The 23,164-nt window shown below is 70.6% G+C and carries 20 protein-coding genes; 12 read left to right on the top strand and 8 right to left on the bottom strand.

Translation table 11 applies throughout. The features are described from left to right. The first annotated feature begins 70 nt into the window (after positions 1-70). The 3 genes from cofD to ACIBJH_RS24380 all read left to right on the top strand — a co-directional run bounded on the left by cofD (position 71) and on the right by ACIBJH_RS24380 (position 3,424). On the top strand, positions 71-1,030 hold the full coding sequence (cofD, locus tag ACIBJH_RS24390) for a 2-phospho-L-lactate transferase (RefSeq protein ID WP_399118934.1): 960 nt from the start codon (positions 71-73) through the stop codon (positions 1,028-1,030). Continuing rightward, positions 1,027-2,343, top strand: a complete 1,317-nt coding sequence (locus tag ACIBJH_RS24385) for a coenzyme F420-0:L-glutamate ligase (protein ID WP_399118933.1) — start codon at positions 1,027-1,029, stop codon at positions 2,341-2,343. The genes cofD and ACIBJH_RS24385 overlap by 4 nt, the downstream gene beginning before the upstream one ends. 109 nt (positions 2,344-2,452) lie before the next feature. Further along, positions 2,453-3,424, top strand: coding sequence for a DNA-3-methyladenine glycosylase family protein (locus tag ACIBJH_RS24380; RefSeq protein ID WP_399118932.1), 972 nt, complete (start codon positions 2,453-2,455; stop codon positions 3,422-3,424). 109 nt (positions 3,425-3,533) lie between these two features. Here the strand turns inward: ACIBJH_RS24380 and ACIBJH_RS24375 are convergent, their stop codons facing one another. Together ACIBJH_RS24375 and ACIBJH_RS24370 are read right to left on the bottom strand one after the other, a co-directional pair. Then, positions 3,534-4,616 (bottom strand): sugar phosphate nucleotidyltransferase, encoded by a 1,083-nt coding sequence (locus tag ACIBJH_RS24375; protein WP_399118931.1) that lies wholly within the window; start codon positions 4,614-4,616, stop codon positions 3,534-3,536. 105 nt (positions 4,617-4,721) lie between these two features. Then, the gene (locus tag ACIBJH_RS24370; RefSeq protein WP_399118930.1) at positions 4,722-6,047 is read right to left on the bottom strand and encodes a peptidoglycan recognition protein; all 1,326 of its coding nucleotides are present in this window, start codon (positions 6,045-6,047) and stop codon (positions 4,722-4,724) included. Positions 6,048-6,175: 128 nt separating this feature from the next. Between ACIBJH_RS24370 and ACIBJH_RS24365 the strand changes: the two genes are divergently transcribed. From ACIBJH_RS24365 to ACIBJH_RS24350, 4 genes are all read left to right on the top strand, one after another. Continuing rightward, a complete protein-coding gene (locus tag ACIBJH_RS24365; protein ID WP_399118929.1) occupies positions 6,176-6,913 on the top strand; it encodes a TIGR03089 family protein in 738 nt (245 codons plus the stop codon). A gap of 201 nt (positions 6,914-7,114) precedes the next feature. Continuing rightward, positions 7,115-8,308 (top strand): LCP family protein, encoded by a 1,194-nt coding sequence (locus ACIBJH_RS24360; protein WP_399118928.1) that lies wholly within the window; start codon positions 7,115-7,117, stop codon positions 8,306-8,308. Between the two features lie 207 nt (positions 8,309-8,515). After that, on the top strand, positions 8,516-10,243 hold the full coding sequence (locus tag ACIBJH_RS24355) for an LCP family protein (protein WP_399118927.1): 1,728 nt from the start codon (positions 8,516-8,518) through the stop codon (positions 10,241-10,243). 131 nt (positions 10,244-10,374) lie between these two features. Then, complete coding sequence (locus tag ACIBJH_RS24350) at positions 10,375-11,946, top strand: LCP family protein (protein WP_399118926.1); 1,572 nt, start codon at positions 10,375-10,377, stop codon at positions 11,944-11,946. Positions 11,947-11,977: 31 nt separating this feature from the next. Here the strand turns inward: ACIBJH_RS24350 and ACIBJH_RS24345 are convergent, their stop codons facing one another. Then, positions 11,978-13,012, bottom strand: coding sequence for a glycosyltransferase family 2 protein (locus tag ACIBJH_RS24345; protein WP_399118925.1), 1,035 nt, complete (start codon positions 13,010-13,012; stop codon positions 11,978-11,980). Positions 13,013-13,138: 126 nt separating this feature from the next. Between ACIBJH_RS24345 and ACIBJH_RS24340 the strand changes: the two genes are divergently transcribed. Further along, the gene (locus tag ACIBJH_RS24340) at positions 13,139-14,575 is read left to right on the top strand and encodes an LCP family protein (RefSeq protein ID WP_399118924.1); all 1,437 of its coding nucleotides are present in this window, start codon (positions 13,139-13,141) and stop codon (positions 14,573-14,575) included. 56 nt (positions 14,576-14,631) lie between these two features. Here ACIBJH_RS24340 and ACIBJH_RS24335 read toward each other — a convergent pair whose 3' ends face one another. Further along, on the bottom strand, positions 14,632-15,156 hold the full coding sequence (locus tag ACIBJH_RS24335; RefSeq protein ID WP_399118923.1) for an acyl-CoA thioesterase: 525 nt from the start codon (positions 15,154-15,156) through the stop codon (positions 14,632-14,634). A 119-nt stretch (positions 15,157-15,275) separates the two neighbouring features. On the opposite strand from ACIBJH_RS24335, the gene ACIBJH_RS24330 reads away from it, so the two are divergent. Continuing rightward, the gene (locus ACIBJH_RS24330) at positions 15,276-16,571 is read left to right on the top strand and encodes an LCP family protein (protein ID WP_399118922.1); all 1,296 of its coding nucleotides are present in this window, start codon (positions 15,276-15,278) and stop codon (positions 16,569-16,571) included. A gap of 10 nt (positions 16,572-16,581) precedes the next feature. On the opposite strand, the gene ACIBJH_RS24325 is transcribed toward ACIBJH_RS24330, so the two are convergent. Together ACIBJH_RS24325 and ACIBJH_RS24320 are read right to left on the bottom strand one after the other, a co-directional pair. Next, positions 16,582-17,400: a methyltransferase domain-containing protein gene (locus tag ACIBJH_RS24325; protein WP_399118921.1), complete on the bottom strand. Its 819-nt coding sequence runs from the start codon at positions 17,398-17,400 to the stop codon at positions 16,582-16,584. Positions 17,401-17,471: 71 nt separating this feature from the next. Then, positions 17,472-18,629 carry an acyl-CoA dehydrogenase gene (locus ACIBJH_RS24320; RefSeq protein WP_399118920.1) on the bottom strand — a complete coding sequence of 386 codons (1,158 nt, stop codon included), beginning with the start codon at positions 18,627-18,629 and terminating at the stop codon, positions 17,472-17,474. A 178-nt stretch (positions 18,630-18,807) separates the two neighbouring features. On the opposite strand from ACIBJH_RS24320, the gene ACIBJH_RS24315 reads away from it, so the two are divergent. Further along, positions 18,808-20,151 carry a UDP-glucose dehydrogenase family protein gene (locus ACIBJH_RS24315; RefSeq protein ID WP_399118919.1) on the top strand — a complete coding sequence of 448 codons (1,344 nt, stop codon included), beginning with the start codon at positions 18,808-18,810 and terminating at the stop codon, positions 20,149-20,151. A 407-nt stretch (positions 20,152-20,558) separates the two neighbouring features. Here ACIBJH_RS24315 and ACIBJH_RS24310 read toward each other — a convergent pair whose 3' ends face one another. Continuing rightward, positions 20,559-21,059 (bottom strand): CGNR zinc finger domain-containing protein, encoded by a 501-nt coding sequence (locus tag ACIBJH_RS24310; RefSeq protein WP_399118918.1) that lies wholly within the window; start codon positions 21,057-21,059, stop codon positions 20,559-20,561. 84 nt (positions 21,060-21,143) lie between these two features. On the opposite strand from ACIBJH_RS24310, the gene ACIBJH_RS24305 reads away from it, so the two are divergent. Both ACIBJH_RS24305 and ACIBJH_RS24300 read left to right on the top strand, forming a co-directional pair. Next, on the top strand, positions 21,144-21,509 hold the full coding sequence (locus ACIBJH_RS24305) for a VOC family protein (RefSeq protein WP_399118917.1): 366 nt from the start codon (positions 21,144-21,146) through the stop codon (positions 21,507-21,509). A 14-nt stretch (positions 21,510-21,523) separates the two neighbouring features. Further along, positions 21,524-21,907 carry a VOC family protein gene (locus ACIBJH_RS24300; RefSeq protein ID WP_399118916.1) on the top strand — a complete coding sequence of 128 codons (384 nt, stop codon included), beginning with the start codon at positions 21,524-21,526 and terminating at the stop codon, positions 21,905-21,907. Here the strand turns inward: ACIBJH_RS24300 and ACIBJH_RS24295 are convergent, their stop codons facing one another. Further along, positions 21,908-23,050, bottom strand: a complete 1,143-nt coding sequence (locus tag ACIBJH_RS24295; RefSeq protein WP_399118915.1) for a dipeptidase — start codon at positions 23,048-23,050, stop codon at positions 21,908-21,910. Between the last annotated feature and the right edge of the window lie 114 nt (positions 23,051-23,164).

Genomic DNA, 23,164 nt, shown 5'->3' with positions numbered 1-23,164 from the left:
GACGGCCGTCCGGCCTGCGATGCGACGACTGCCTGCCGCGTTGTCACACCCGCCTGCAAGACTTGCCTCCATGCGCATTGTGGTTCTTGCAGGCGGTATCGGTGGTGCCCGGTTCCTGCGCGGTCTCAAGCAGGCCGTGCCGGACGCCGACATCACGGTGATCGGCAACACGGGGGACGACATCCACCTCTTCGGGCTGAAGGTCTGCCCGGACCTCGACACGGTGATGTACACGCTCGGCGGCGGCATCAACGAGGAGCAGGGCTGGGGCCGTGCCGACGAGACCTTCCACCTCAAGGAGGAGCTCGGGGCGTACGGGGTCGGACCCGAGTGGTTCGGGCTCGGCGACCGGGACTTCGCCACGCACATCGTGCGGACGCAGATGATCGGCGCCGGCTATCCGCTGAGCGCGGTCACCGAGGCGCTGTGCGACCGCTGGCAGCCGGGCGTGCGGCTGATCCCCATGACGGACGACCGCGTCGAGACACATGTCGCCGTCGAACTGGACGGCGAACGCAAGGTGATCCACTTCCAGGAGTACTGGGTACGGCTGCGCGCCTCGGTCGCCGCCGAGGCCGTCGTACCGGTCGGGGCCGAGCAGGCCAAGCCCGCGCCCGGTGTCCTGGAGGCGATCGCGGAGGCGGACGTCATCCTCTTCCCGCCGTCCAACCCGATCGTGTCCGTCGGCACCATCCTCGCCGTGCCCGGCATCCGCGAGGCCATCGCCGAGGCCGGGGTGCCCGTGGTCGGCCTCTCCCCCATCGTCGGGGACGCGCCCGTGCGCGGGATGGCCGACAAGGTGCTCGCCGCGGTGGGCGTGGAGTCCACGGCGACCGCGGTGGCCGAGCACTACGGCTCCGGGCTGCTCGACGGCTGGCTCGTCGACACCGTGGACGCCGCCTCCGTGCCGGACGTCGAGGCGGCCGGCATCCGCTGCCGGGCCGTACCGCTGATGATGACCGACACCGAGGCGACCGCGCGGATGGCGCGGGAGGCGCTGGCGCTGGCGGAGGAGGTGCGGGCCGCATGAGCGAGGTGCCGCCGGTGGAGGGTTACCGGGTCTGGGCCGTGCCCGGGATGCCGGAGGTCGCGGCGGGCGACGACCTCGCCAAGCTGATCGCCGCCGCCGAGCCCGGGCTGGTCGACGGGGACGTGCTCCTCGTCACCTCGAAGATCGTGTCCAAGGCGGAGGGGCGGATCGTCCAGGCGGCCGACCGGGAGGCCGCGATCGACGCCGAGACCGTACGGGTCGTCGCGCGGCGCGGTCCGCTGCGGATCGTGGAGAACCGGCAGGGGCTCGTCATGGCCGCCGCCGGGGTCGACGCCTCCAACACCCCTGCCGGGACAGTGCTGTTGCTGCCCGAGGACCCGGACGCGTCCGCGCGCGCGATCCGGGGCGGGCTGCGGGACGCGCTCGGCGTCAACGTGGGGGTAGTGGTCACCGACACCTTCGGGCGGCCCTGGCGCACGGGGCTCACGGATGTCGCGATCGGCGCCGCGGGCGTACACGTACTGGACGATCTGCGCGGGGGCACGGATGCCTACGGCAATCCGCTGAGCGCGACGGTCGTGGCGACGGCGGACGAGTTGGCCGCCGCCGGTGATCTTGTGAAGGGCAAGGCCGCGGGGTTGCCGGTCGCCGTGGTGCGGGGGCTGCCGCACGTCGTGACCTCCGAGGGCGACGGGACGGGGGCCCGGGCCATCGTGCGGGGCGGGCGCGACGACATGTTCCGGCTCGGGACGTCGGAGGCGGTGCGGGAAGCGGTGACCCAGCGTCGTACCGTGCGGGCCTTCACCGATGAGCCGGTCGATCCCGGTGCGGTACGGCGGGCCGTGGCGGCCGCGGTGACCGCGCCGGCGCCGCATCACACGACGCCGTGGCGGTTCGTGCTGCTGGAGTCCGCGGAGTCGCGGACGCGGTTGCTGGATGCGATGCGGGACGCGTGGGTCGCGGATCTGCGGCGGGACGGGAAGTCGGAGGAGTCCATCGCCAAGCGGGTGCGGCGCGGGGACGTGTTGCGCGGGGCACCGTATCTCGTGGTGCCGTGTCTCGTCATGGACGGGTCGCACACGTACGGGGACGCGCGGCGGGACGGGGCCGAGCGGGAGATGTTCGTGGTGGCCGTGGGGGCGGGGGTCCAGAACTTCCTGGTGGCGTTGGCCGGGGAGCGGTTGGGGTCGGCGTGGGTGTCTTCGACGATGTTCTGCCGGGATGTCGTACGGGAGGTGTTGGGGCTGCCTGAGGGGTGGGATCCGATGGGGGCGGTGGCTGTGGGGCATGGGACTGCCGCCCCTGCCGCGCGGGCTGAGAGGGATCCGGAGGCGTTTGTCGAGGTGCGCTGAATCGCCATTGGGGCTGTGTCGGTTCGCGAGTACAGCTTGTGTGTGGCTGAGCGCGCAGTTCCCCGCGCCCCTAAAGGGGCGCTATCACCTAGGTACGTAGGACTCTTCTGTGGCCGGACGTTTCGTTCATCGGCCCACTCGTACGACTGTGCGGGGTGGGGATCTTGCTGTTCCCGGGCTGGTGCGGAGTTGGGTGCCGGGTGGGGTGCTCGATCTCGGGCTGGTGCTCGGGCCGTTGCGGCGGGGGCCCGGGGATCCGACGTTTCGGGTGGACGCGGACGGGTCCGTGTGGCGGGCCAGTCTTACGCCGGTCGGGCCGGGGACCTTGCGGGTGTCCGCTCCCGGGGGTGAGGTGCGCGGGGAGGCCTGGGGGCCCGGCGGCGCGTGGTTGTTGGAGCGGTTGCCGGAGATGCTCGGTGCCGCCGATGATCCGGGCGCGTTCGTGCCTCGGCATCGGCTGGTGGCTGTCGCTCAGCATCGGCGGCCGGGGTTGCGGCTGACGCGGACCGGGCTGGTGCTGGAGTCGTTGATTCCGTCGGTGCTGGAGCAGAAGGTGACGACCGACGAGGCGTACCGGGCCTGGCGGTCGCTGGTGCGGAAGTTCGGGTCACCGGCGCCGGGGCCCGTCGGCGGGCGGCTGTGGGTGATGCCGGCGCCGCGCGCGTGGGCGTTGATTCCGTCCTGGGAGTGGCACCGGGCCGGGGTCGACGACAAGCGGGCGTCGACGATTCTGCGTGCCGTACGGGTCGCCGCGCGGCTGGAGCAGGCGGTGTCCATGCCGGCGGAGGAGGCTCGGGCCCGGTTGGAGGTCGTGCCGGGGGTGGGGCCGTGGACGTCCGCGGAGACCGTGCAGCGGAGTCATGGGGCGGCGGACGCGGTGACCGTGGGGGATCTGCATCTGCCGGGGATCGTGGGGTGGGCGCTGGCCGGGGACCGGGACGCGGACGACTCGGTGATGTTGTCGTTGCTGGAGCCTTATGCGGGGCAGCGGCATCGGGCGGCCCGGTTGATTCTGCTGAGCGGGCGGACTCCGGCTCGGCGGGCGCCGAAGATGCCTCGCGGGGACATCGGGAAGTTGTAATGCCGGTGGGGACAGTCAGCCCGTCCGGCGATTGAGGACGAGGCCGTTCAGGCCGACGGGGGTCCGGGGGCGCAGCCCCTGGGACGGCGCCCCTCCCCACCCGCACGAACTACTGGTCCGAAGAGAACCGCACCGCCCCCGCCGGAATCCTCGCGTCGCACCACACGCGCATGCCGTCGCGGAGTTCGTTGTCGGCGCCGATGATCGCGCCGTCGCCGATGACCGTGCCGGTGAGGACGGAGCGTTCGCCGACGACGGCTCGGGTGCCGATGAGGGAGTCGGTGATGACGGCGCCGGGTTCGATGACCGCGCCGGGGAGGATCGTCGAGCCGTAGACCCGCGCGCCCTGTGCCACGAACGCGCCCTCGCCCACCACCGTGCCGCCCGTCAGCTTGGCGTCGGGGGCGACGCGGGCCGTGGGCAGGACCAGGCGGTCGCCGCAGCGGCCGGGGATCGCGGGGGACGGGGCGCGGCCCAGGACCAGGTCCGCCGAGCCGCGGACGAAGGCCGCCGGAGTGCCCAGGTCCAGCCAGTACGTCGAGTCCACCAGGCCCTGGAGGTGGGCGCCGGCGGCGAGGAGGTCCGGGAACGTCTCGCGTTCCACCGACACCGGGCGGCCCGCCGGGATCGTGTCGATGACCGAGCGGCGGAAGACGTACGCCCCCGCGTTGATCTGGTCGGTGACGATCTCCTCGGGGGTCTGGGGCTTCTCCAGGAAGGCCAGGACGCGGCCGGTCTCGTCCGTGGGGACCAGGCCGTAGGCGCGCGGGTCCGTGACCTTCGTGAGGTGGAGGGAGACGTCCGCGCCGGTCGCCTCGTGGGTGTCCACCAGGGCCCGGATGTTCAGGCCGGTGAGGATGTCGCCGTTGAAGATCAGGACCGGGTCGTCGGGGGCCGAGTGGAGTCGCGGGGCCACGTTGCGGATGGCGCCGCCCGTGCCGAGGGGCTCGTCCTCCGTGACGTACTCGATGTGGAGGCCGAGGGCCGAACCGTCACCGAAGTGCGGTTCGAACACCTCCGCCAGATAGGAAGTGGCCAGGACGATGTGTTCCACGCCCGCCGCTCTCGCCCGCGCCAGCTGATGCGTGAGGAACGGCACCCCCGCCGCCCTGACCATCGGCTTGGGGGTGTGCACCGTGAGGGGGCGCAACCGGGTGCCCTTGCCGCCGACCAGGAGGATCGCTTCTGTCACCTGTCGTCTCTGCTTCCTGCCGGGACCGGCCGAGCTGTTTCTTCGGCCGGCCAGTGTGTGCGGACCGTGCACGCGTCCCGCGGACCCTTCCCCGGTGCCCCGCCGTCAGCGGCCCTGGAACCGGGCCGACGTGGAGCGGGCCGAGCCGAGCTTGCCGTAGAGCTGCCGTCCTGGGCACTCCGTGGCGAACCCGTCCCGATGGCCGGAGATCGCATTGAGTCGTACGTTCTTTCCTTTTCGGTAGAGATTGCCACCCCCGGACTTCAGGTATGTCTTGCCGCGCGGATTGACTCCGTAGAGCCCGAGCTTCCATGCGGCGAGGCGGGCGATGGCCGTCACTGCCGCCGAGGACGGTTTGGCGGTGCCGAAGGTTCCGAGGACGGCGATCCCCATGCTGTCGGTGTTGAAACCGAGGGTGTGGGCACCCATGACCGGTTTTGCCACTCCCCCGGCTCGTCCCTCGTAGATGGTTCCGCACTTGTCCACGAGGAAGTTGTAGCCGATGTCGCGCCAGCCGCTGCTCCTGACGTGGTAGCGGTAGATACCACGAATGACTGAAGGCGCTTGCGAGCAGCTGTAGTTGTTGCCGGAGGCGGTGTGGTGCACGAAGGCGGCCTTGACCTTCTTCGTGTAGACGAACCCCTTCTCGCGCAGCTTCTCGTCGGCGCCCCAGCCGCTCCGGGTGACGATGCGCGGGCGCGGGCCGATGTACGGCTGGGCCCGGCCGTACAGCGCGACCGCCTCCCGCTCGGTGGCCTCGCGGCTCAGCGCCGGGAGCTCGGTGGCGGCGAGCGGCAGGGCGGCGCGGCGGGCGGTCGGACGGGCGCCCGCGGCCGGGGGTTCCGCGCCCGGGTCCACGAGTTCCAGGTGCAGGCCGGTCGGGAGCGGGGACCGCTGGTTCCCTACGGCCCTTGTCGCGGCCGGGTCCGCCCGTACGCGTACGTCGACGCCGTCCGAGTCGCCCACCCACAGCGGGGCGGTGGAGCCGTGGACGTGACCCGAGTCGCGTTCGGCCGTGCCGGGGTCGGCGCCGTGGTCCTCGTTGTGGGTGTCGACGTCCTGCCAGCCGGACCACTCGCCGGTGCCGGTGGCCCGGGTGCGGACCTGGACCCGGCCGCGGAGTTCGGTGTCGGGGTCGGTCCAGGTGACGCCGACGAGGGAGAAGCGGTGGACGTCGGCGCGGGTCAGGCCCTGTTCGGGGGCCGCACCCAGAACGCGGTCGCGGGTCGCGGGGGCGAGGGGCAGCGACTCGGTGCTGCCGGGGAGGTCCGGTGCGGCGGCGGGCGGCGCGGATCTCGCGCCGCCGGTCGGCTGCGCCGCCTGAGCCGAAGCCGTAGCTGTGGCCGGCGCGGCGGCTGCGGGCAGGGTGAGCGGGAGGGCCAGGGCGGCGGCGCAGGTGACGCCGATCGAGGAAGCAAGAAATCCACGCATGCCCCTGATCCTGAACATGGTCATACATATCTGTCTATTTGGGATTTGACGGACCGTCGGATGCGGTTCGTCCGAACCGGTGGTCCCGCACTGCGGGTACGGTCACGTGCCCGCGTACGCTTTCGCGGGTGAACGCCACCGATCGCACCCCTGCCGACCTGCTGCGTTCCGCGCTCGCCGCGGATCCCGGCCGCCCCCTGGTGACCTTCTACGACGACGCCACGGGGGAACGTGTCGAATTGTCCGTGGCCACCTTCGCCAATTGGGTGGCCAAGACCGCGAATCTGCTTCAGGGGGATCTTGGGGCGGGGCCCGGGGATCGGGTCGTGTTGCTGCTGCCTGCGCACTGGCAGACGGCGGTGTGGTTGCTCGCGTGTTCGTCCGTGGGGGTGGTCGCGGACGTGGGCGGGGATCCTGCGGCGGCCGACGTGGTGGTGAGTGGGCCCGACTCGTTGGACGCGGCTCGGGCGTGTGGCGGGGAGCGGGTCGCTCTTGCGCTGCGGCCTCTTGGGGGGCGGTTTCCGCAGACCCCTGCCGGGTTCGCCGACTATGCCGTCGAGGTGCCGAGTCAGGGGGATCGGTTTGTCGCGTTCTCGCCGGTGGATCCCGAGGAGCCCGCGTTGGTCGTGGGCGGGGTGGAGTTGACGGGCGTGGAGGTTGTCGAGCGGGCTCGGGGCGATGGGGAGGAGGGGGCTCGGGTGTTGTCGGGGCTGTCGTACGACTCGTGGGACGGGGTGAGTGCGGGGTTGTATGCGCCGCTTGCGTCTGGAGGGTCTGTGGTGTTGTGCAGGAATCTTGATCAGTTGGGTGAGGGGGCTTTGGCGAAGCGGGTTGAGAGTGAGCGGGTGACTGTTTCGCGCGTCTGAAGTAGGTGGTGGAGGTTGTTTGGCGGGTGCGGGTCCGGTGGGGGCTGGTCGCGCCCACGCGGCGGAGCCGCAAATCGATACAGCCCCGCGCCCCTAAAAACCGACAGTCACCCAATTGGCCCCCTACCGCCCGCCTCCCCCACCCCATCCACGCCATGGTCGTAGAAGGAGAACCGACGGCCATGAGGGGTGGAACCGCACGTGTTCGACGACACCGTAGGGCGGGTTCTCGGGCCGGGTGCGGGGGTTTCCGCTTCCGGGGCGGGGCTTGTGCGGCGGCGGCGCCGGCGGTGGGTGCGTGGGGTGGCCCTGGGGGTCGGGGTGGTCGCGCTCGGGGCCCTCGGGGCCGGGTGGGCCGTCTACGCGAAGCTCGACGGGAACATCACGCCGGACGACGCTGCCGCGGCCGAGCTGGCCCGGTACGAGAAGGAGCGGCCGACCGCCCTCGTGAAGGGGGCGCAGAACATTCTGCTCATCGGGTCCGACTCGCGGTCCGGGGACGGGAACGCGGAGTACGGGCGGGACTCGGGGACCGAGCGGTCGGACACGACGATCCTGTTGCATCTGGCGGCCGACCGGCGCAGTGCCACCGCGGTGTCGTTGCCGCGGGATCTGATGGTGGACGTTCCGGGGTGTCTGCGGCCGGACGGGACGCGGACCGAGCCGATGTTCGCGATGTTCAACTACGCGTTCCAGGTGGGGGGTTCGGGGTGCACGATCCGGACCGTGGAGAAGCTGACGAACGTGCGGATCGACCATCACATGGTGGTGGACTTCCATGGGTTCAAGGACATGGTGGATGCCGTGGACGGGGTGGAGGTGTGTCTCACGGCTCCCATTCGGGACAAGGCCGCCAAGTTGAGGCTGCCGGCGGGCAAGGTCACGCTCGACGGGGAGCAGGCGCTCGGGTATGTGCGGGCGCGGAAGTCGCTGGGGAACGGGAGCGACACCGACCGGATGGACCGTCAGCAGCGGTTCCTGGGCGCGCTGGTCAACAAGGTGCAGAGCGACGATGTGCTGTTCAATCCGGTGAAGTTGTATCCGGTGCTGGACGCGGCCACCTCGTCCCTGACGACCGATCCGGATCTCGCGAGTCTGCGCGGGCTGTACGAACTGGTGCGCGGCGTGCGGGACATCCCCACCGAACATGTGCAATTCCTCACCGTTCCACGGGAGTCGTACATCTACAACGCGAATCGCGACCAACTCGTGGAGCCCGAGGCCGAAAAGCTGTTCGCCAGGATTCGTACGGACGCGACGGTCGCGGTGGCCGGGGAAGTTCCAGAGGTTCCGCGGGATTCCGGTGCAAACACCATTATTCCGGCGGCCGGTTCGGGGGCCACGCCCGCGCCGACATTTCGCGGGAACACCGCCGCCGAGGACGGCTGCGGGTAAAGCGCGCACCAAGTCGACGAACTTCTGTTCCGAAAAATAGGGCGGATTGACCGCTTGTAGGGACGTGGAATTTGTCACCGCCGTCACTTCACGCTCAACTGGCCGGATAGTGTGAGCGATCCGGTGTGCCTGCACACCGGATGAACGAGACCCGAGCGCCTGAAGGGGGAAGGCGCCGCGTGGCCCCGACGGAGGATTCGGTAAACCGTGGACGCGCAAGGCCGTGGGCGGGCGGACAACATCGACCCCGCAGACCAGTGGGTACTCAATCCGAACACTGGCGAATACGAACTGCGACTGACTCCTTCCACACCGCAGTCAGCGGTGCCCGGGCCCCGTAGAGCCACTGCGCAGAACCGCAGTGTGGCGGCGCCGGAGCGGGAGACGGTCCCGAGGACACCCGGGCGTGAGGTACCCGCGCCGCGCAGACGGCGGGGCGCGCCCGAGGAGCCACCGGCCCGGCGCGGTCGCCGGCCGGTGAAGAAGAAGGCCAAGGGCAAGAAGATCCTGATGTGGACCGGCGGCGGTCTGGCCTTCGTGCTGGTCGCGGTCGCCGGCGGCGGCTACCTCTACATCAAGCACCTCAACGACAACATCACGGCCGTGTCCGACGACGGCGCGAGCACCGGTGGCTTCAGCAAGGGCAAGGCCATCAACCTGCTGGTGATCGGCACCGACAAGCGCACGGGCGCGGGCAACGAGGGCTACGGCGACGCCGGCAGCGTCGGCCACGCGGACACCACGATCCTGCTGCACGTGTCCAAGGACCGCTCGAACGCGACCGCGCTCAGCATCCCCCGTGACCTGATCACCGACGTCCCGGACTGTCCTACGACCCAGTCGGACGGCACGACGAAGGTCATCCCGGGTTCGACCGGCGTCCGCTTCAACACCAGCCTCGGCCAGAGCGGCCGTACGCCCAGCTGCACCGTGCGGACCGTCACCGAGCTGACCGGGATCCAGCCGGACGACTTCATGGTGGCCGACTTCAACGCCGTGAAGACGCTGACGGACGCGGTCGGCGGGGTCGAGGTCTGTCTCGCGAAGAACATCGACGACTCGGACTCGCATCTGAAACTGTCCAAGGGCACGCACAATCTCACGGGCGAGCAGGCGCTGGCCTTCGTGCGGACCCGGCACTCGGTGGGCTTCGGCGGTGACCTGAGCCGGATCACGCTGCAGCAGCAGTTCCTCAGCGCGCTGATGCGGAAGCTGAAGTCCAACTCCACGCTCACCAACCCCTCGAAGATGGTGAAGCTGGCCGAGGCCGGCACCAAGGCGCTGACCGTCGACGACAACCTCGACACGATCGGCAAGCTGAAGGACCTCGGTCTGGAGCTGGGCAAGCTCAACCCGAAGAACCTGACGTTCACCACCGTGCCGGTCGTCGACAACCCGGCGGAGAAGACCCCGGTGACGGTCGTCCTCAACAACACGACCGCCCCGCAGGTGTTCTCCCTGATCAAGAGCGACACCTCCTTCACCGCGGTCAAGCAGAAGGCCGCGAAGGAGAAGGCCGCCGTGGCCGCCCGGCTCAAGGGCACCAAGTCCGCCGCCTCCGCGGTGCGGGTGCGGATCCTCAACGGAGGGGCCGACGCCGGCAGCGCACAGGAAACTCTCACGTGGCTGCAGAATGATGAGGGCGTGCTCAAGTCCGAGAACGCGGGCAACGCTCCGGCGGCGCTCGCCAAGACGACCCTTGAGTACGCACCCGACCAGGCGGACCAGGCTCGCAGGCTCGCCGCCATCATGGGCCTCTCGGGGTCCGCGATGAAGCCGGGCAAGAGTGTGATCAACTCCCAGGGGCTGCCGGCGATAACGCTGACTCTGGGCAAGGACTTCAAGGGAGCCGGTGTCCCGCTCACCTCGACCGCGGGGTCGACGCCGGAGGGGGTCCAGAAGTCCACGGCGGACAAGGTTGAGTGCGCCAAGTAAGTGACCACACGGGTCCGTTCCGCGTCTAACGGGGCGCGGGGCGGACCCGTGCGTCAAAGGCGCGTCGTGGGAGGGGTGGGGACTTGACTCGGAGCAGCGTGCGTGGGGAGGTGCCGGCGGTTGAGGACACGATGTCGCTCACGCCGGCGGACGGGAAGAGACCGGCAGGCGGCAAAGGACCGGCGGACGACGACGGGGGCAGACGCAAGGGCCGTAGACGCCGGGTGCTGCGCTGGTCGGCGATCGTCCTCGCGGTGGTCATAACCGGGACGGCCGGCGCCGGATATCTCTACTACGAGCACCTCAACCGCAACATCAAGAAAGACCCCCTGAACATCGGGGACGAGAAGGACCGGGCGGCCGAGTCCAAGGCCAACGCGGCCGGGCAGAAGCCGTTGAACATCCTGCTGATCGGTTCGGACGCGCGGGACTCCGCGGAGAACCAGAAGCTCGGCGGCGCGAAGGACACCTACGGGACCCCGGCCCGCGCCGACGTCCAGATGCTGCTGCACGTCTCGGCGGACCGCACCAACATGTCGGTCGTGAGCATGCCGCGCGACACGCTGACGGACATCCCCAAGTGCACGGACCCGGACACCGGCAAGACGTACGCGGCCGAGACGGACGTCATCACGAACGACTCGCTGGGCCGCGGCGGCCCCGGCTGCACGGTGGCGACCTGGGAGAAGCTGACCGACATCCACATCGACCACTTCATGATGGTCGACTTCTCGGGTGTGGTGTCGATGGCGGACGCGATCGGCGGGGTGCCGGTCTGCGTGGACGCCAACATCTACTCGCACACCTCCTCCGGCAAGGGCTCGGGCCTGAAGCTGAAGAAGGGCACCACGTCCATCAAGGGCCAGCAGGCCCTGCAGTGGCTGCGCACGCGCTACGGCTTCGAGGACGACACCGACATCGCCCGCACCAAGGCGCAGCACCAGTACATGAACTCGATGGTCCGCCAGCTGCGCGAGAACGCCACGCTGAGCAATCCGACCAAGCTGCGCAGCCTCGCCGAGACGGCGACGAAGGCGATCACGGTCGACAACGGTCTCGGGACGGTCGCCAAGCTCTACGACCTGAGCAAGGAACTGAAGAAGGTTCCGACCGGCCGGATCACCATGACGACGATGCCGTGGGAGTACTCGGGCAGCAGCGGCCGGGTGGTGCCCAGGGCGACCGACGCGGAGCAGCTGTTCCGGCTGGTCCGTGAGGACATCGCGCTGGACGGCAAGGACAAGAAAAAGGCGACGACGACCCCGGTGAAGGCGTCCACCGATCCGGCCGCCGCCGACGACAAGATCGCCGTACAGGTGGAGAACGGCACCCGCACCAGCACGACGAGCGCGGTACGCGGGCGGGCCACGGCGGTGGCCGGGCTCCTCGTCGGCAAGGGCTTCAAGGAGGCGGTGGCGGACTCGTCGACGGCCCCCAGCGCGGCCACCACGGTCGTCCGCTATCCGAGCGCCGATCTGGAGGGCGACGCCCAGCGGGTCGCCAAGGCGCTCGGCATCCCGACCAGCGCGGTGAAGAAGTCGACGAGCGTCTCCGGGGTCACCCTGGTCGTCGGCGCGGACTGGAGCACGGGGACGAAGTACAAGGCCCCGGCCGCGGACGACACGACCCCGACGTCGGCGGACGCCCTCAACGGCTCGGACACCACGGCCTGTATGCACGTCGACCCGAACTACGTCTGGTAGCGGTCCGGGTCGTCGTTCTCTGTGGCGGTGCTCAGCTGTTGGACGGGCTGAGCACCGCGGGCCGCCGGGACGCGATCACCCTGCGCGCAAGGGACTTGGGGCTGGTGAGGAAGCCGTAGCCCCAGGACATGTGCATGGTGGCGAGGGCGACGGGGATCTGCAGGCGGGCCTTCAGCGACAGGCCCTTGCCCGCCGGGAGCGAGCCGAGCGCGATCGCCGCGAGGTAGCCGCCGGGGACCAGGAAACCCCAGGGCGTCAGGGCCGCGCCGATCACGATCCCGGCCGCGATCGCGCACACGGCGGTCGGCGGGGCGAGATAGCGCAGGTTGATGGAGCCCTCGTGGTAGCGGGCGACGACGTGCCGCCAGCGGCCGTAGTCCTTGTACTGCTTGGCGAGGGCCTTCACGCTCGGCCTCGGGCGGTACGACACCTTCAGCTCCGGCGAGAACCAGATCAGGCCGCCGGCCTCGCGGATGCGGAAGTTCAGCTCCCAGTCCTGGGCGCGGATGAACTCCTCGTTGTAGCCGCCCTGTTGTTCGAGGGCTTCGCGCCGGAACACCCCGAGGTAGACCGTCTCGGCGGAGCCCGCTTCCCCTCCCGTGTGGAAGGCCGCGTTGCCCACGCCGATCTTCGAGGTCATCGCGGCGGCGACCGCGTCCTCCCAGGCGTTCTCGCCCTCGGCGTGCATGATGCCGCCGACGTTCTGCGCGCCGGTCTCCTCCAGGAGCCGTACGGCGGTGGCGATGTAGTTCGGCGAGAGCATGCCGTGGCCGTCGACGCGGACGACGATCGGATGGCGGGAGGCCTTGATCGCGGCGTTGAGGGCGGCGGGCGTGCGGCCGGCGGGGTTCGGGACGGTGTGGACACGAGGGTCTTCGGCCACGAGCTGGGCCGCGATCTCGTCCGTGCGGTCCTTCGAGGGACCGAGGGCGAGAACGACCTCCATCTCGCCGGCGTACTCCTGCGCGAGGATCGCTTGGACGGCTCCGCGCAGATGCCGCTCCTCGTCGAGGACGGGCATGATCACAGAAACGGCGGGGAGTCGCACGTCGGGCTTGGCGTTCATAGGGGGCTCACGTTACCGCGAACGGGGGACACGGACGCGCCCCGCCCGGGCGGCTGCGGCGGTATCAGATCGTATGGGCCTACGGTGCTCAAGATCCCACGTACGGCCCTCGCGGAGGTGTCCCCCATGCCCACGCCGCCCCGCCGCTCCCCCGCCGCCCGTCCACCGCAGCGCCGCCCACGGCCCCCCGTACGGCCCAAGAAGCCGCGCTGGGCCATGCGGGCGGCGACGACGCTGTCCGTGGTGGTGCTCGCGTCCGCCGGGATCGGGCACGCGGTGGTCACCAGCCTCGACGCGGACATCGCCCGCGTCGACCCCTTCAAGGACATGAAGAACCGGCCGCGGGCGGGCCACGGCATGAACGTCCTGCTCGTCGGAACCGACGGGCGCGACAGGATCACCGAAGCGGAGCGGCGCGCGTACCACCTGGGCGGCGCGCCCTGCCACTGCACCGACACGATCATGATCGTGCACATCTCGGAGGACCGGGAGCGGGCCAGCGTGGTCAGCCTGCCGCGCGACTCCTACGCCGAGGTACCGGGCATCGCGGGCCGTCCCGCGCACCCCATCAAGCTCAACGCGGCGTACGCGGAGGGCGGCCCCAACCTCACCGTCCAGACCGTCGAGAACATGACCCATGTGAAGATCGACCACTACATGGAGGTCGACTTCACCAGCTTCATGAAGACGGTCGACGTCCTGGGCGGCGTGAAGATCTGCACCGCCGAACCCCTGAAGGACTCGTACACCGGTCTCGATCTCCCCGCCGGCGCGCACACCCTGATGGGCGGTCAGGCCCTCCAGTACGTCCGCTCGCGGCACGTCGACGGCGCCTCCGACCTCGGCCGGATGAAGCGCCAGCAGCGTTTCCTCGCGGCGCTGATCGACCAGGCCACCTCCTCCGGGGTGCTGCTGAACCCGCTGAAGTTCCGCGACGTGACCCACGCCGTGCTCGGCTCGGTCCGCGCGGACAAGGGCTTCGGCACCGACGAACTCCTCGACCTCGGCCGCGCGATGCGCAGCTTCTCGCCCTCCTCCTCCGAGTTCACCACCGTGCCCATCGGACAGATGGGATACGTCGTGAAGGGCATCGGCTCCACCCTGAAGTGGGACGAGCCGAAGGCGGCGAAACTCTTCGAGGCCCTGCGCGACGACAAACCGCTGACCGTGCACCGGGCGCCGCGCGCGAGCGCCGTGAAGGTGGACGTGACCCCGCAGCAGATCCAGGTCCAGGTGGAGAACGGGACGGCGACGGCCGGCCTCGGCAAGCGCGTCGACGCGGCACTGGCGGCGACCGGCTTCCGTACGACGCACCAGCCGGTGAGCGCCGCCGACCACGCCGTACGACGGACGGTCGTCGCCTACGACCCCCGCTGGGACCGCTCCGCGAAGTCCCTCGCGGCGGCACTGCCCGGGAGCGAGCTGCGGGCGGTGAAGGGGCAGGGGCCGCTGCTGAAGGTGATCGCCGGGAGCGACTTCAAGCAGGTGACCCGGGTGCGGGCGGCGGATGTGCAGCAGGGCGAGTTCGGGGTGGTGACGGGCGACGAGGTGGGGTGTTCGTAGCGAAGTGGGTCGTTCGTGACGAGGTGGGGTTTTTGTAACAGCGCGGCGGGCGGGCCTCAGTCGTCGAGGCCCTCCGCCGCCCGCTTCTCGCGCAGTTCCATGATCGCGCGGCGGCGGGACAGCCGGTGGGTGCGGCGGATCTGGGCCTCCTGGCAGCGGCGCTCGTCGCGCTCGGTCTCCGGGATCACCGGCGGTACGACCCGGGGCCTGCCGTCGGCGTCGACGGCGGCGAACACCAGATAGGCCGAGCCGACCTGGGTGGCCGGGGTCGACTCGTTCCACCGCTCGGCCAGGACCCGCACGCCGACCTCCATCGAGGTTCGGCCGGTCCAGTTGACCTGCGCCTTCACATGGACGAGGTCGCCGACCCTGACCGGTTCCAGGAACGCCATCTCGTCCATGGACGCGGTGACGGCCGGTCCGCCGCTGTGCCGCCCGGCGACCGCGCCCGCCGCGTCGTCGACCAGCTTCATGATCACACCGCCGTGCACGGTCCCCAGCAGGTTCGTGTCGGCGTTGGTCATGATGTGGCTGAGGGTGGTGCGGGAGGCGGACGTCGGCTTCCCCGGCAGGTCTGTCATGGTCATCACCCTATGCCGAGCGGACATCTGCGGACTTTGTGTTGGCTTCGCAACAGCAGTGCCCTGATTTTCCTACGACCCTTGTAAACGACATGGCCGCTACCTGCACACTGGGCCCCATGAACGATTGGCCCGAGGGATGGTCCGGCGGAAACCGCGGCAACGAGTACGGACGCGGTGGCGCGAACGCACAGCCGGAGAGCGCACGCGTGATGCGCCAGGGACGACGCGGCCCGCAGGCCCCGCCGTACGGCGCCGGAGTCCCGCCGCAGCCGTCGTACACGGGCGGCCAGGGCTATGACGAGGGCCAGAACGGCTACGGCCAGGGCGGCTACGACAACAACGGCTACGACGGCTACAACACCGGCCAGGTCTACGGCGGCGGTGGCCCGGTCGGCCCCGAGGGCCCGGACGACGGGCGCGGTCCGCGGCGCGCGCCGAACTGGCGGCGCCGTATCAAGTGGACCGCGATCACCGTGGTCACCGTGCTGGTCGTGACCACCATCGGCACCTATTTCTGGGCCGACTCCAAGCTGAACCGCGATGTCGATCTCTCGAAGGTGATCGACCGGCCGGCGGGCGGCGACGGCACGAACTACCTGATCGTCGGCTCCGACAGCCGCGAAGGCCTGACGGCGGCCGAGAAGAAGAAGCTGCACACCGGTTCCGCCGCGGGCAAGCGCACCGACTCGATGATGATCCTGCACGTCGGCGACAACGGCGACACGCTGATCTCGCTGCCGCGCGACTCGAACGTCACGATCCCGTCGTACGTGGGCTCCTCCTCCGGCAAGACGTACAAGAACACGGGACGGCAGGAGAAGCTCAACGCGGCGTACGCGGAGGACGGCCCGACGCTGCTGGTCCGCACGATCGAGTACAACATGGGCCTGCACATCGACCACTACGTCGAGATCGGCTTCAACGGCTTCGCGGACATCGTGGACGCGGTCGGCGGTGTCACGCTCACCATCGACAAGGGCTTCAAGGACTCGTACTCGGGCGCCAACTTCAAGGCCGGCAAGCAGACGCTGAACGGCGAGGAGGCCCTGGCCTTCGTCCGCACCCGGCACGCGTTCGCCGCGTCCGACCTCCAGCGCACGAAGAACCAGCAGAAGTTCCTGTCGGCCCTGGCCCACCAGGTGGCGACCCCGGGTACCCTCCTGAACCCCTTCAAGCTCTACCCGACCCTCGGCGCCGGCCTGGACTCCCTCTCCGTCGACAAGGACATGTCGCTCTGGGACCTGGCGTCCATGTTCTGGGCGATGAAGGGCGTCAGCGGCGGCGACGGCACCTCGATGAACATGCCGATCTCCGGCTCGACGGGCGGCAACCTCCTCTGGGACAAGGCAAAGGTCAAGACGCTGGTCAACGAGCTGAACAACGACCAGAAGGTGACGGTCTCGGGCAACTGAGACCCGCGGGTCAGGCCCTGCCGCACGCCAGCACGGCGATGTGCGGCAGGGCCAACTCGTGTTCCCCCACGGTGAATTCACCGGCGAGCCGTTCGTACTCCCGCCTGATCCGTACGACCGTCCCCTCGTCCTGCGACGTGACGATCAGCCCTGCGGTGGCGACCCCGGCGGCGGGTCCGCCCCACCACTCGTCGACGGTGGTGCGGTGGTCCCACTCCAGCTCGACAACGCCGGCGTCCGTGAAACCGGCCTCGCTGAGCAACTGTGCGAAGCCCTCCGGCGTACGAGCGAAGTCCTCGGCGGGATCGAGCCGCCGCAGATCCTCCGGCAGCACGGCCCCCGCCGCCGCGAAGGCCCGCCCGAACAGCTCCTGCCCGGCACCGCGTCGGGCTCCCCACGAGGTCAGCGCGAGCCGTCCGCCCGGCTTCAGGACGCGCCGCAGTTCGGCGAGGACGGCCCGGGGACGGCCGACGTGGTTGATGACGAAGTTACCGAGGACGGCGTCGAACTCGCCGTCGGGGAAGGGCAGTTCGGGCAGTACGGCGACCTGCGCCCCGACTCCCGCCGCCCGCGCGGCCGCCACCATCCCGGCGTCGGCGTCCACGGCACACACCCGCGCGCCCCGCGCCAGCGCGGCCAGGGCCGCCGCACCGGTGCCGGTGCCGACATCGAGGACGTACGTCCCGACCCCGGCCCCGGCCGCGTCCAGCAACCGCTCCACGGGGTGCGCGCAGAGCAGCGCGAAACTCGCCGCGTAGGCCTGGGCTCGGCCGGCCCACATGGTGCGTTCGGTGGTGTCGAAGGACGGTGTCGGAGTCGGATCGTTCATGGGCCGCAGGATGCCGGACGAAACGGCGAGAGCACCCGGCAGGGGGTGCTCTCGCCCTCGATGCTCGTCTGTTACGGCAGGTTCCGCGCCATCACGATCCGCTGAACCTGGTTCGTGCCCTCATAAATCTGGGTGATCTTCGCGTCGCGCATCATGCGCTCGACCGGGTAGTCGCGGGTGTAGCCGTAGCCGCCGAGGAGCTGGACCGCGTCGACGGTGACCTCCATCGCCACGTCCGAGGCGAAGCACTTGGCCGCCGCGCCCTGGAAGGTGAGGTTCTTGTCGCCGCGCTCCGAGGCGGCCGCTGCCTGGTAGGTCAGGGCGCGGGCGGCCTCGATCTTCATGGCCATGTCGGCGAGCATGAACTGGATGCCCTGGAAGTCGGCGATCGGCTTGCCGAACTGCTTGCGCTCCTTGACGTAGCCCTTGGCGTAGTCGAGGGCGCCCTGGGCGATGCCGAGGGCCTGGGCCGCGATGGTGATGCGGGTGTGGTCCAGGGTCTTCATCGCGGTGGCGAAGCCGGTGCCCTCGGGGCCGATCATGCGGTCGGCGGGGATGCGGACGTTGTCGAGGTAGACCTCGCGGGTCGGGGAGCCCTTGATGCCGAGCTTCTTCTCCGGGGCGCCGAAGGAGACACCCTCGTCGGACTTCTCGACGACGAACGCGCTGATGCCCTTGGAGCGCTTCTCGGGGTCCGTCACGGCCATCACCGTGTAGTACTCGGAGACGCCCGCGTTCGTGATCCAGCGCTTCACGCCGTTCAGGATGTAGTGGTCGCCGTCGCGGACCGCCTTCGTCTTCATGCCGGCCGCGTCCGAGCCCGCGTCCGGCTCGGAGAGGGCGTACGAGAACATCGCGTCGCCCTTGGCGAGCGGGGTCATGTACCGCTTCTTCAGGTCCTCGGAGCCGGAGAGGATCACCGGGAGCGAGCCCAGCTTGTTCACGGCGGGGATGAGGGAGGAGGACGCGCAGACGCGGGCCACCTCCTCGATCACGATCACCGTGGCCAGCGCGTCCGCGCCGGTGCCGCCGTACTCCTCGGGGACGTGGACGGCGTGCAGGTCGTTCGCGACGAGGGCGTCGAGCGCCTCCTGCGGGAAGCGGGACTCCTCGTCCACCGCTGCGGCGTACGGCGCGATCTTCGCCTCGGCCAGTGAGCGGATCGCGTCGCGGAGCATGTCGTGCTCCTCTGACGGGCGGTACAGGTCGAAGTCAGCCGATCCGGCCAAGGTCTCTCACGCTCCAAGGACGCTGTGATGACGGCGCTAATTACCGTTAAGTAACCCAAATTTTAGGGGCCCGCCCACGGGAGTGATACGTGAGCTTGGCGACAGGGGGAAAGGTGCCCGTCAGGACCGCCGACTATGCTCGGGCGCGCATCGCACCCGTACCCCTTCTGGAGCACTCATGGCCCTCAAGATCACCGTGATCGGCACCGGCTATCTCGGCGCCACGCACGCCGCGGCCATGGCCGAGCTGGGCTTCGAGGTGCTGGGTCTCGACGTCGTGCCCGAGAAGATCGCGATGCTCCAGCGGGGTGAGGTCCCGATGTACGAACCGGGGCTTGAGGAGCTGTTGCGCAAGCACGTCGCGGGGATCGAGGGATCGAGCGGGCGGCTGCGTTTCACCATGGACTGGGCGGAGGTCGCCGCGTTCGGCGATGTCCACTTCCTGTGTGTGAACACCCCGCAGAAGCACGGCGAGTACGCCTGCGACATGAGTTACGTCGACGCCGCCGCCGCCTCGCTCGCACCGCATCTCACCGGCCCCGCGCTCGTCGTCGGCAAGTCCACCGTGCCGGTCGGTTCGGCGGACCGGCTGGCCGCCTATCTCGCCGCGCACGCGCCCGCCGGCGAGGACGCCGAGCTGGCCTGGAACCCGGAGTTCCTGCGGGAGGGCTTCGCCGTCGAGGACACCCTGCGCCCGGACCGGATCGTGGTCGGTGTACGCAGCGAGCGGGCCGAGAGGCTGCTGCGCGAGGTGTACGCGGTGCCGGTCGGGGCCGGGGCGCCGTTCGTGGTGACCGACTTCCCGACCGCCGAGCTGGTGAAGACGGCCGCGAACTCCTTCCTCGCCACCAAGATCTCCTTCATCAACGCGATGGCCGAGGTCTGCGAGGCCGCGGACGGCGATGTCGTGAAGCTGGCCGAGGCGATCGGGCACGACGAGCGGATCGGGAAGAAGTTCCTGCGGGCCGGGATCGGCTTCGGCGGGGGCTGTCTGCCCAAGGACATCCGGGCCTTCATGGCGCGCGCCGGTGAACTGGGCGCCGACCAGGCCCTGACCTTCCTGCGCGAGATCGACTCCATCAACATGCGGCGGCGCGGCCAGATGGTCGAGATGACGCGCGAGGCGCTCGGCGGCGGGTCCTTCCTGGGCAAGCGGGTCGCGGTGCTCGGCGCGACCTTCAAGCCCGACTCGGACGACGTCCGCGACTCCCCCGCGCTGAACGTCGCCGGCCAGATCCACCTCCAGGGCGGCCAGGTCACGGTCTACGACCCCAAGGGCATGGACAACGCGCTGCGGCTGTTCCCGACGCTCGGCTACGCCGACACCGCCGTGGAGGCCGTACGGGGCGCCGATGTCGTCCTGCACCTGACGGAGTGGCGGGAGTTCCGCGAGCTGGACCCGGCGGCGCTCGGCGAGGCCGTACGCTCCCGGGTGGTCCTGGACGGGCGCAACGCGCTCGACCCGCAGCTGTGGCGGAAGGCGGGCTGGACGTTCCGCGCGATGGGCCGTCCCACCGCGTAGGGCGCGATCGGACGGACGACGCGGCTACGGCACGGGACCGCGACGCGGGCACGACGCCGTAGCCGGCACTGTGACGGAAGGCCGACCGCACGCTCCGCGCGATGGGCCGACCCACCGCGTAACACGCGATCGGACGGACGACACAGGGCTACGACACAGGACCACGACGCGGGCACGGGCACGGGGCCGGGCGGGGCGATGTCGGGCCGGGGCTCGGTCGGCGGGCCGACCCACCGCCTGACGCCCTCGTCCCAGCGCACGACACACGCGCCCCACAGCGCAACACTTACACAGACAGGCGACGCCGGTCCGGCCGAGGCTCAGTCGGCCGGACCGGCGTCTGGCTGCATTCTGCACCACTGGGCTGTGCTCGGCGCCCGGACCGCTCAAGTCACCTCTGTCGAGGGCTACTTGGCCCGGTACCGGCGCATCTTCGCGCGCGCCCCGCACACCGCCATCGAGCACCAGCGGCCCCGGCCCGCCGGGCTGCGGTCGTAGTACGCCCAGTGGCAGGTCGGTGCCTCGCAGGCCTTGAGGCGGGGCCAGGTGCCCGCGACGAGGGACTGGGCGATCGCCGACGCGACACGCGAGAGCAGGGGTTCCGGGTCGGCGGGGGCGAGGCGGACGGAGCCGTCACGGTCGTCGAGCGCGAGCAACAGCGGGGCGCGCGCGAGGAGTTCGCCGAGCGGGGTCACGTCCTGGTGCGCGGGGTGGCCCGCGTGGGCGAGCAGGGCGGCGCGCAGGGACTCGCGGAGTTCGCGGGCAGTCCCGGTGTCACCCTCCGTGAGTCCGAAGGGGGCCCGGCCGTCCGCCGTGTCGAGTGCGTCGGCGCCCGCCTCGATGTCCAGCGTGTTCACCAGCGCCTCGATCAGGGCCAGGTCGCCGGGTGCGGGAACTCTCTCACTCATGCTTGCGACGTTACCTCCTGTGCGAGAGCATGAGGTAACCGTTACCGGCTGACGCCCCATATGGGTAACCCGAAGGAGTCCGTCATGGCCATCGCCAAGCTGGGTACCGTCGTCCTGGACTGTCCCGACCCGCGCGCCCTCGCCGCGTTCTACGCCGGTGTCCTGGGCGGCACCGTAGAAGCGGAGGACGGCGGCGACTGGGTGGACCTGAACGTGCCCGGCGGACAGACGCTGGCGTTCCAGGAGGCACCCGGGCACGTGCCGCCGAAGTGGCCCGCGCCCGGCGACTCCCAGCAGTTCCACCTGGACCTGACCGTCGAGGACCTGGACGCGGCCGAGAAGGACGTCCTGGCGCTGGGCGCGACACCGCTGGACACCGACGACCGCTCGCGCGCCTGGCGGGTGTACGCCGACCCGGCGGGGCACCCGTTCTGTCTCTGCGCCTGCTGACCCAGGAGGTCGATGTGACTGCTATTCGCTTCCGTTCCACCGTGATCGACTGCCCGGACCCGCTCGCGCTCGCCGGCTTCTACGCCGGCGTCCTGGGCGGCACGCCCCGCGCCGCCGACGAGGAGTGGGTCGTACTCGACATCCCGAACGGCCCGCGGATCGCCTTCCAGCGGGTGACGGACTACACCCCGCCGGAGTGGCCGCGCGCGGACCGGCCGCAGCAGTTCCACCTCGACTTCGACGCCGGGTCGACCTGGGAGGAGATCGAGGCGGCGGAGAAGGCCGTACTGGCGCTCGGGGCGCGGCTGTTGGAGCGGCAGGACAAGGAGGACTTCCGGGTGTACGCCGATCCGGTGGGCCATCCCTTCTGCCTCTGCCGGATCGACCACACCGGCTGATTATCCGTCCAGCTCGGCGATCTTCGCCGTCGACGGCTCGCGGCGCTGCTGGGCGGCGCGGGCCGTGAAGTCGGCGCCGCGCAGGGCGCGTTGGACGTTGCCCCAGCTCAGCAGCGCGAGGTCCGGCTCGGACCAGCCGCGGTGGAGGAGTTCGGCGAAGAGGTTCGGGTAGCAGGAGGCGTCGGCGAGGTCCTGCGGGTGGGCGGTGCCGGCGTCGTAGGTGCCGGACAGGGCGACGGACTCCGGGCCCGCGAGCCTGCGGACGTGGTCGAGGTGGTCGGCGACGTCCCGGACGGACGGGCCGGTCTGCTCGGCGGTGAGCGGCACCATGCACAGGCCCTTGGCGGCGCCGACCGCGGCGAGGAGCGCGTCGGAGAGGTTGGCCGGGTGGGGGCGCAGGGTGCGGGCGGCGGAGCGGGTGAACAGCACCGGCGCCTTCGAGGCGGCGAGCGCGCGGCGGATCGTCTCCTCGGAGGCGCCGGAGAGGTCGGCGAGCACGCCGAGGCGGTTCATCTCCCGCACGACCTCCTCGCCGAACCGGGTCAGCCCCGCCTCGCTCGCCCAGGACACCCCGGACAGCGTGAGGACCCGCAGACCCAGCGCGTGCAGCGAGCGCAGGATGCCCAGTGAGTCACCGAGCGCGGGGGCTCCGGCGGGGCCCAGCAGCACGGCGACACGGCCACAGTTGCGGACATCGGTGGTCTGCCCCGCGGTGCAGGCCAGGCGCAGGCCCTCGGGGTGGGCGCGGACCACCGTCTTCACCAGGTCCAGCTGCTCCAGGGTGGCGCCGACCGCCCGGTCCCCGGCCAGCCCCTCCGGCAGGTGCAGCGACCAGAACAGCGCGCCGACATGCCCCTCCCGCAGCCGCGGCACATCGGTGTCCACGGAACTCTCCCCCAGCTCCAGGTCGAACCACGGCAGATGCCGCAGCGCCCACGGCAGCCCGCTGTAGCCGTCGGCGACCGGGTGCGCGGCGAGGATGGCGTGCGCGCGCTCCAGCGGGGCGGCGGCCGGGTCGGAGACGGGGTCGTACGGTTCCGCGCTGTCCGGCGGGAAGGGCCCGCCGGGAAAGGGCTCATGGACCAAGTCGTCGAACTCGCCGACCTCGGTCGTCGCGTGCAGGTGGTCCTGGAGGTCGGCCATGGCGGGCTCCGTACGTCGTTACGGCAGTACGGTCACCGTCGCACGCCGACGAGGGGGCTTCCTGGTGGGCGGGGCGTTCGGGGTACGGCGCGGAAGCGGGCACTCCCGCGCCGC

Source organism: Streptomyces sp. NPDC050548 (genome assembly GCF_044457385.1).
Classification (GTDB): domain Bacteria; phylum Actinomycetota; class Actinomycetes; order Streptomycetales; family Streptomycetaceae; genus Streptomyces.
The sequence above is the reverse complement of the archived record's forward strand: the minus strand, read 5'-3'. Positions and strand labels throughout refer to the sequence as shown.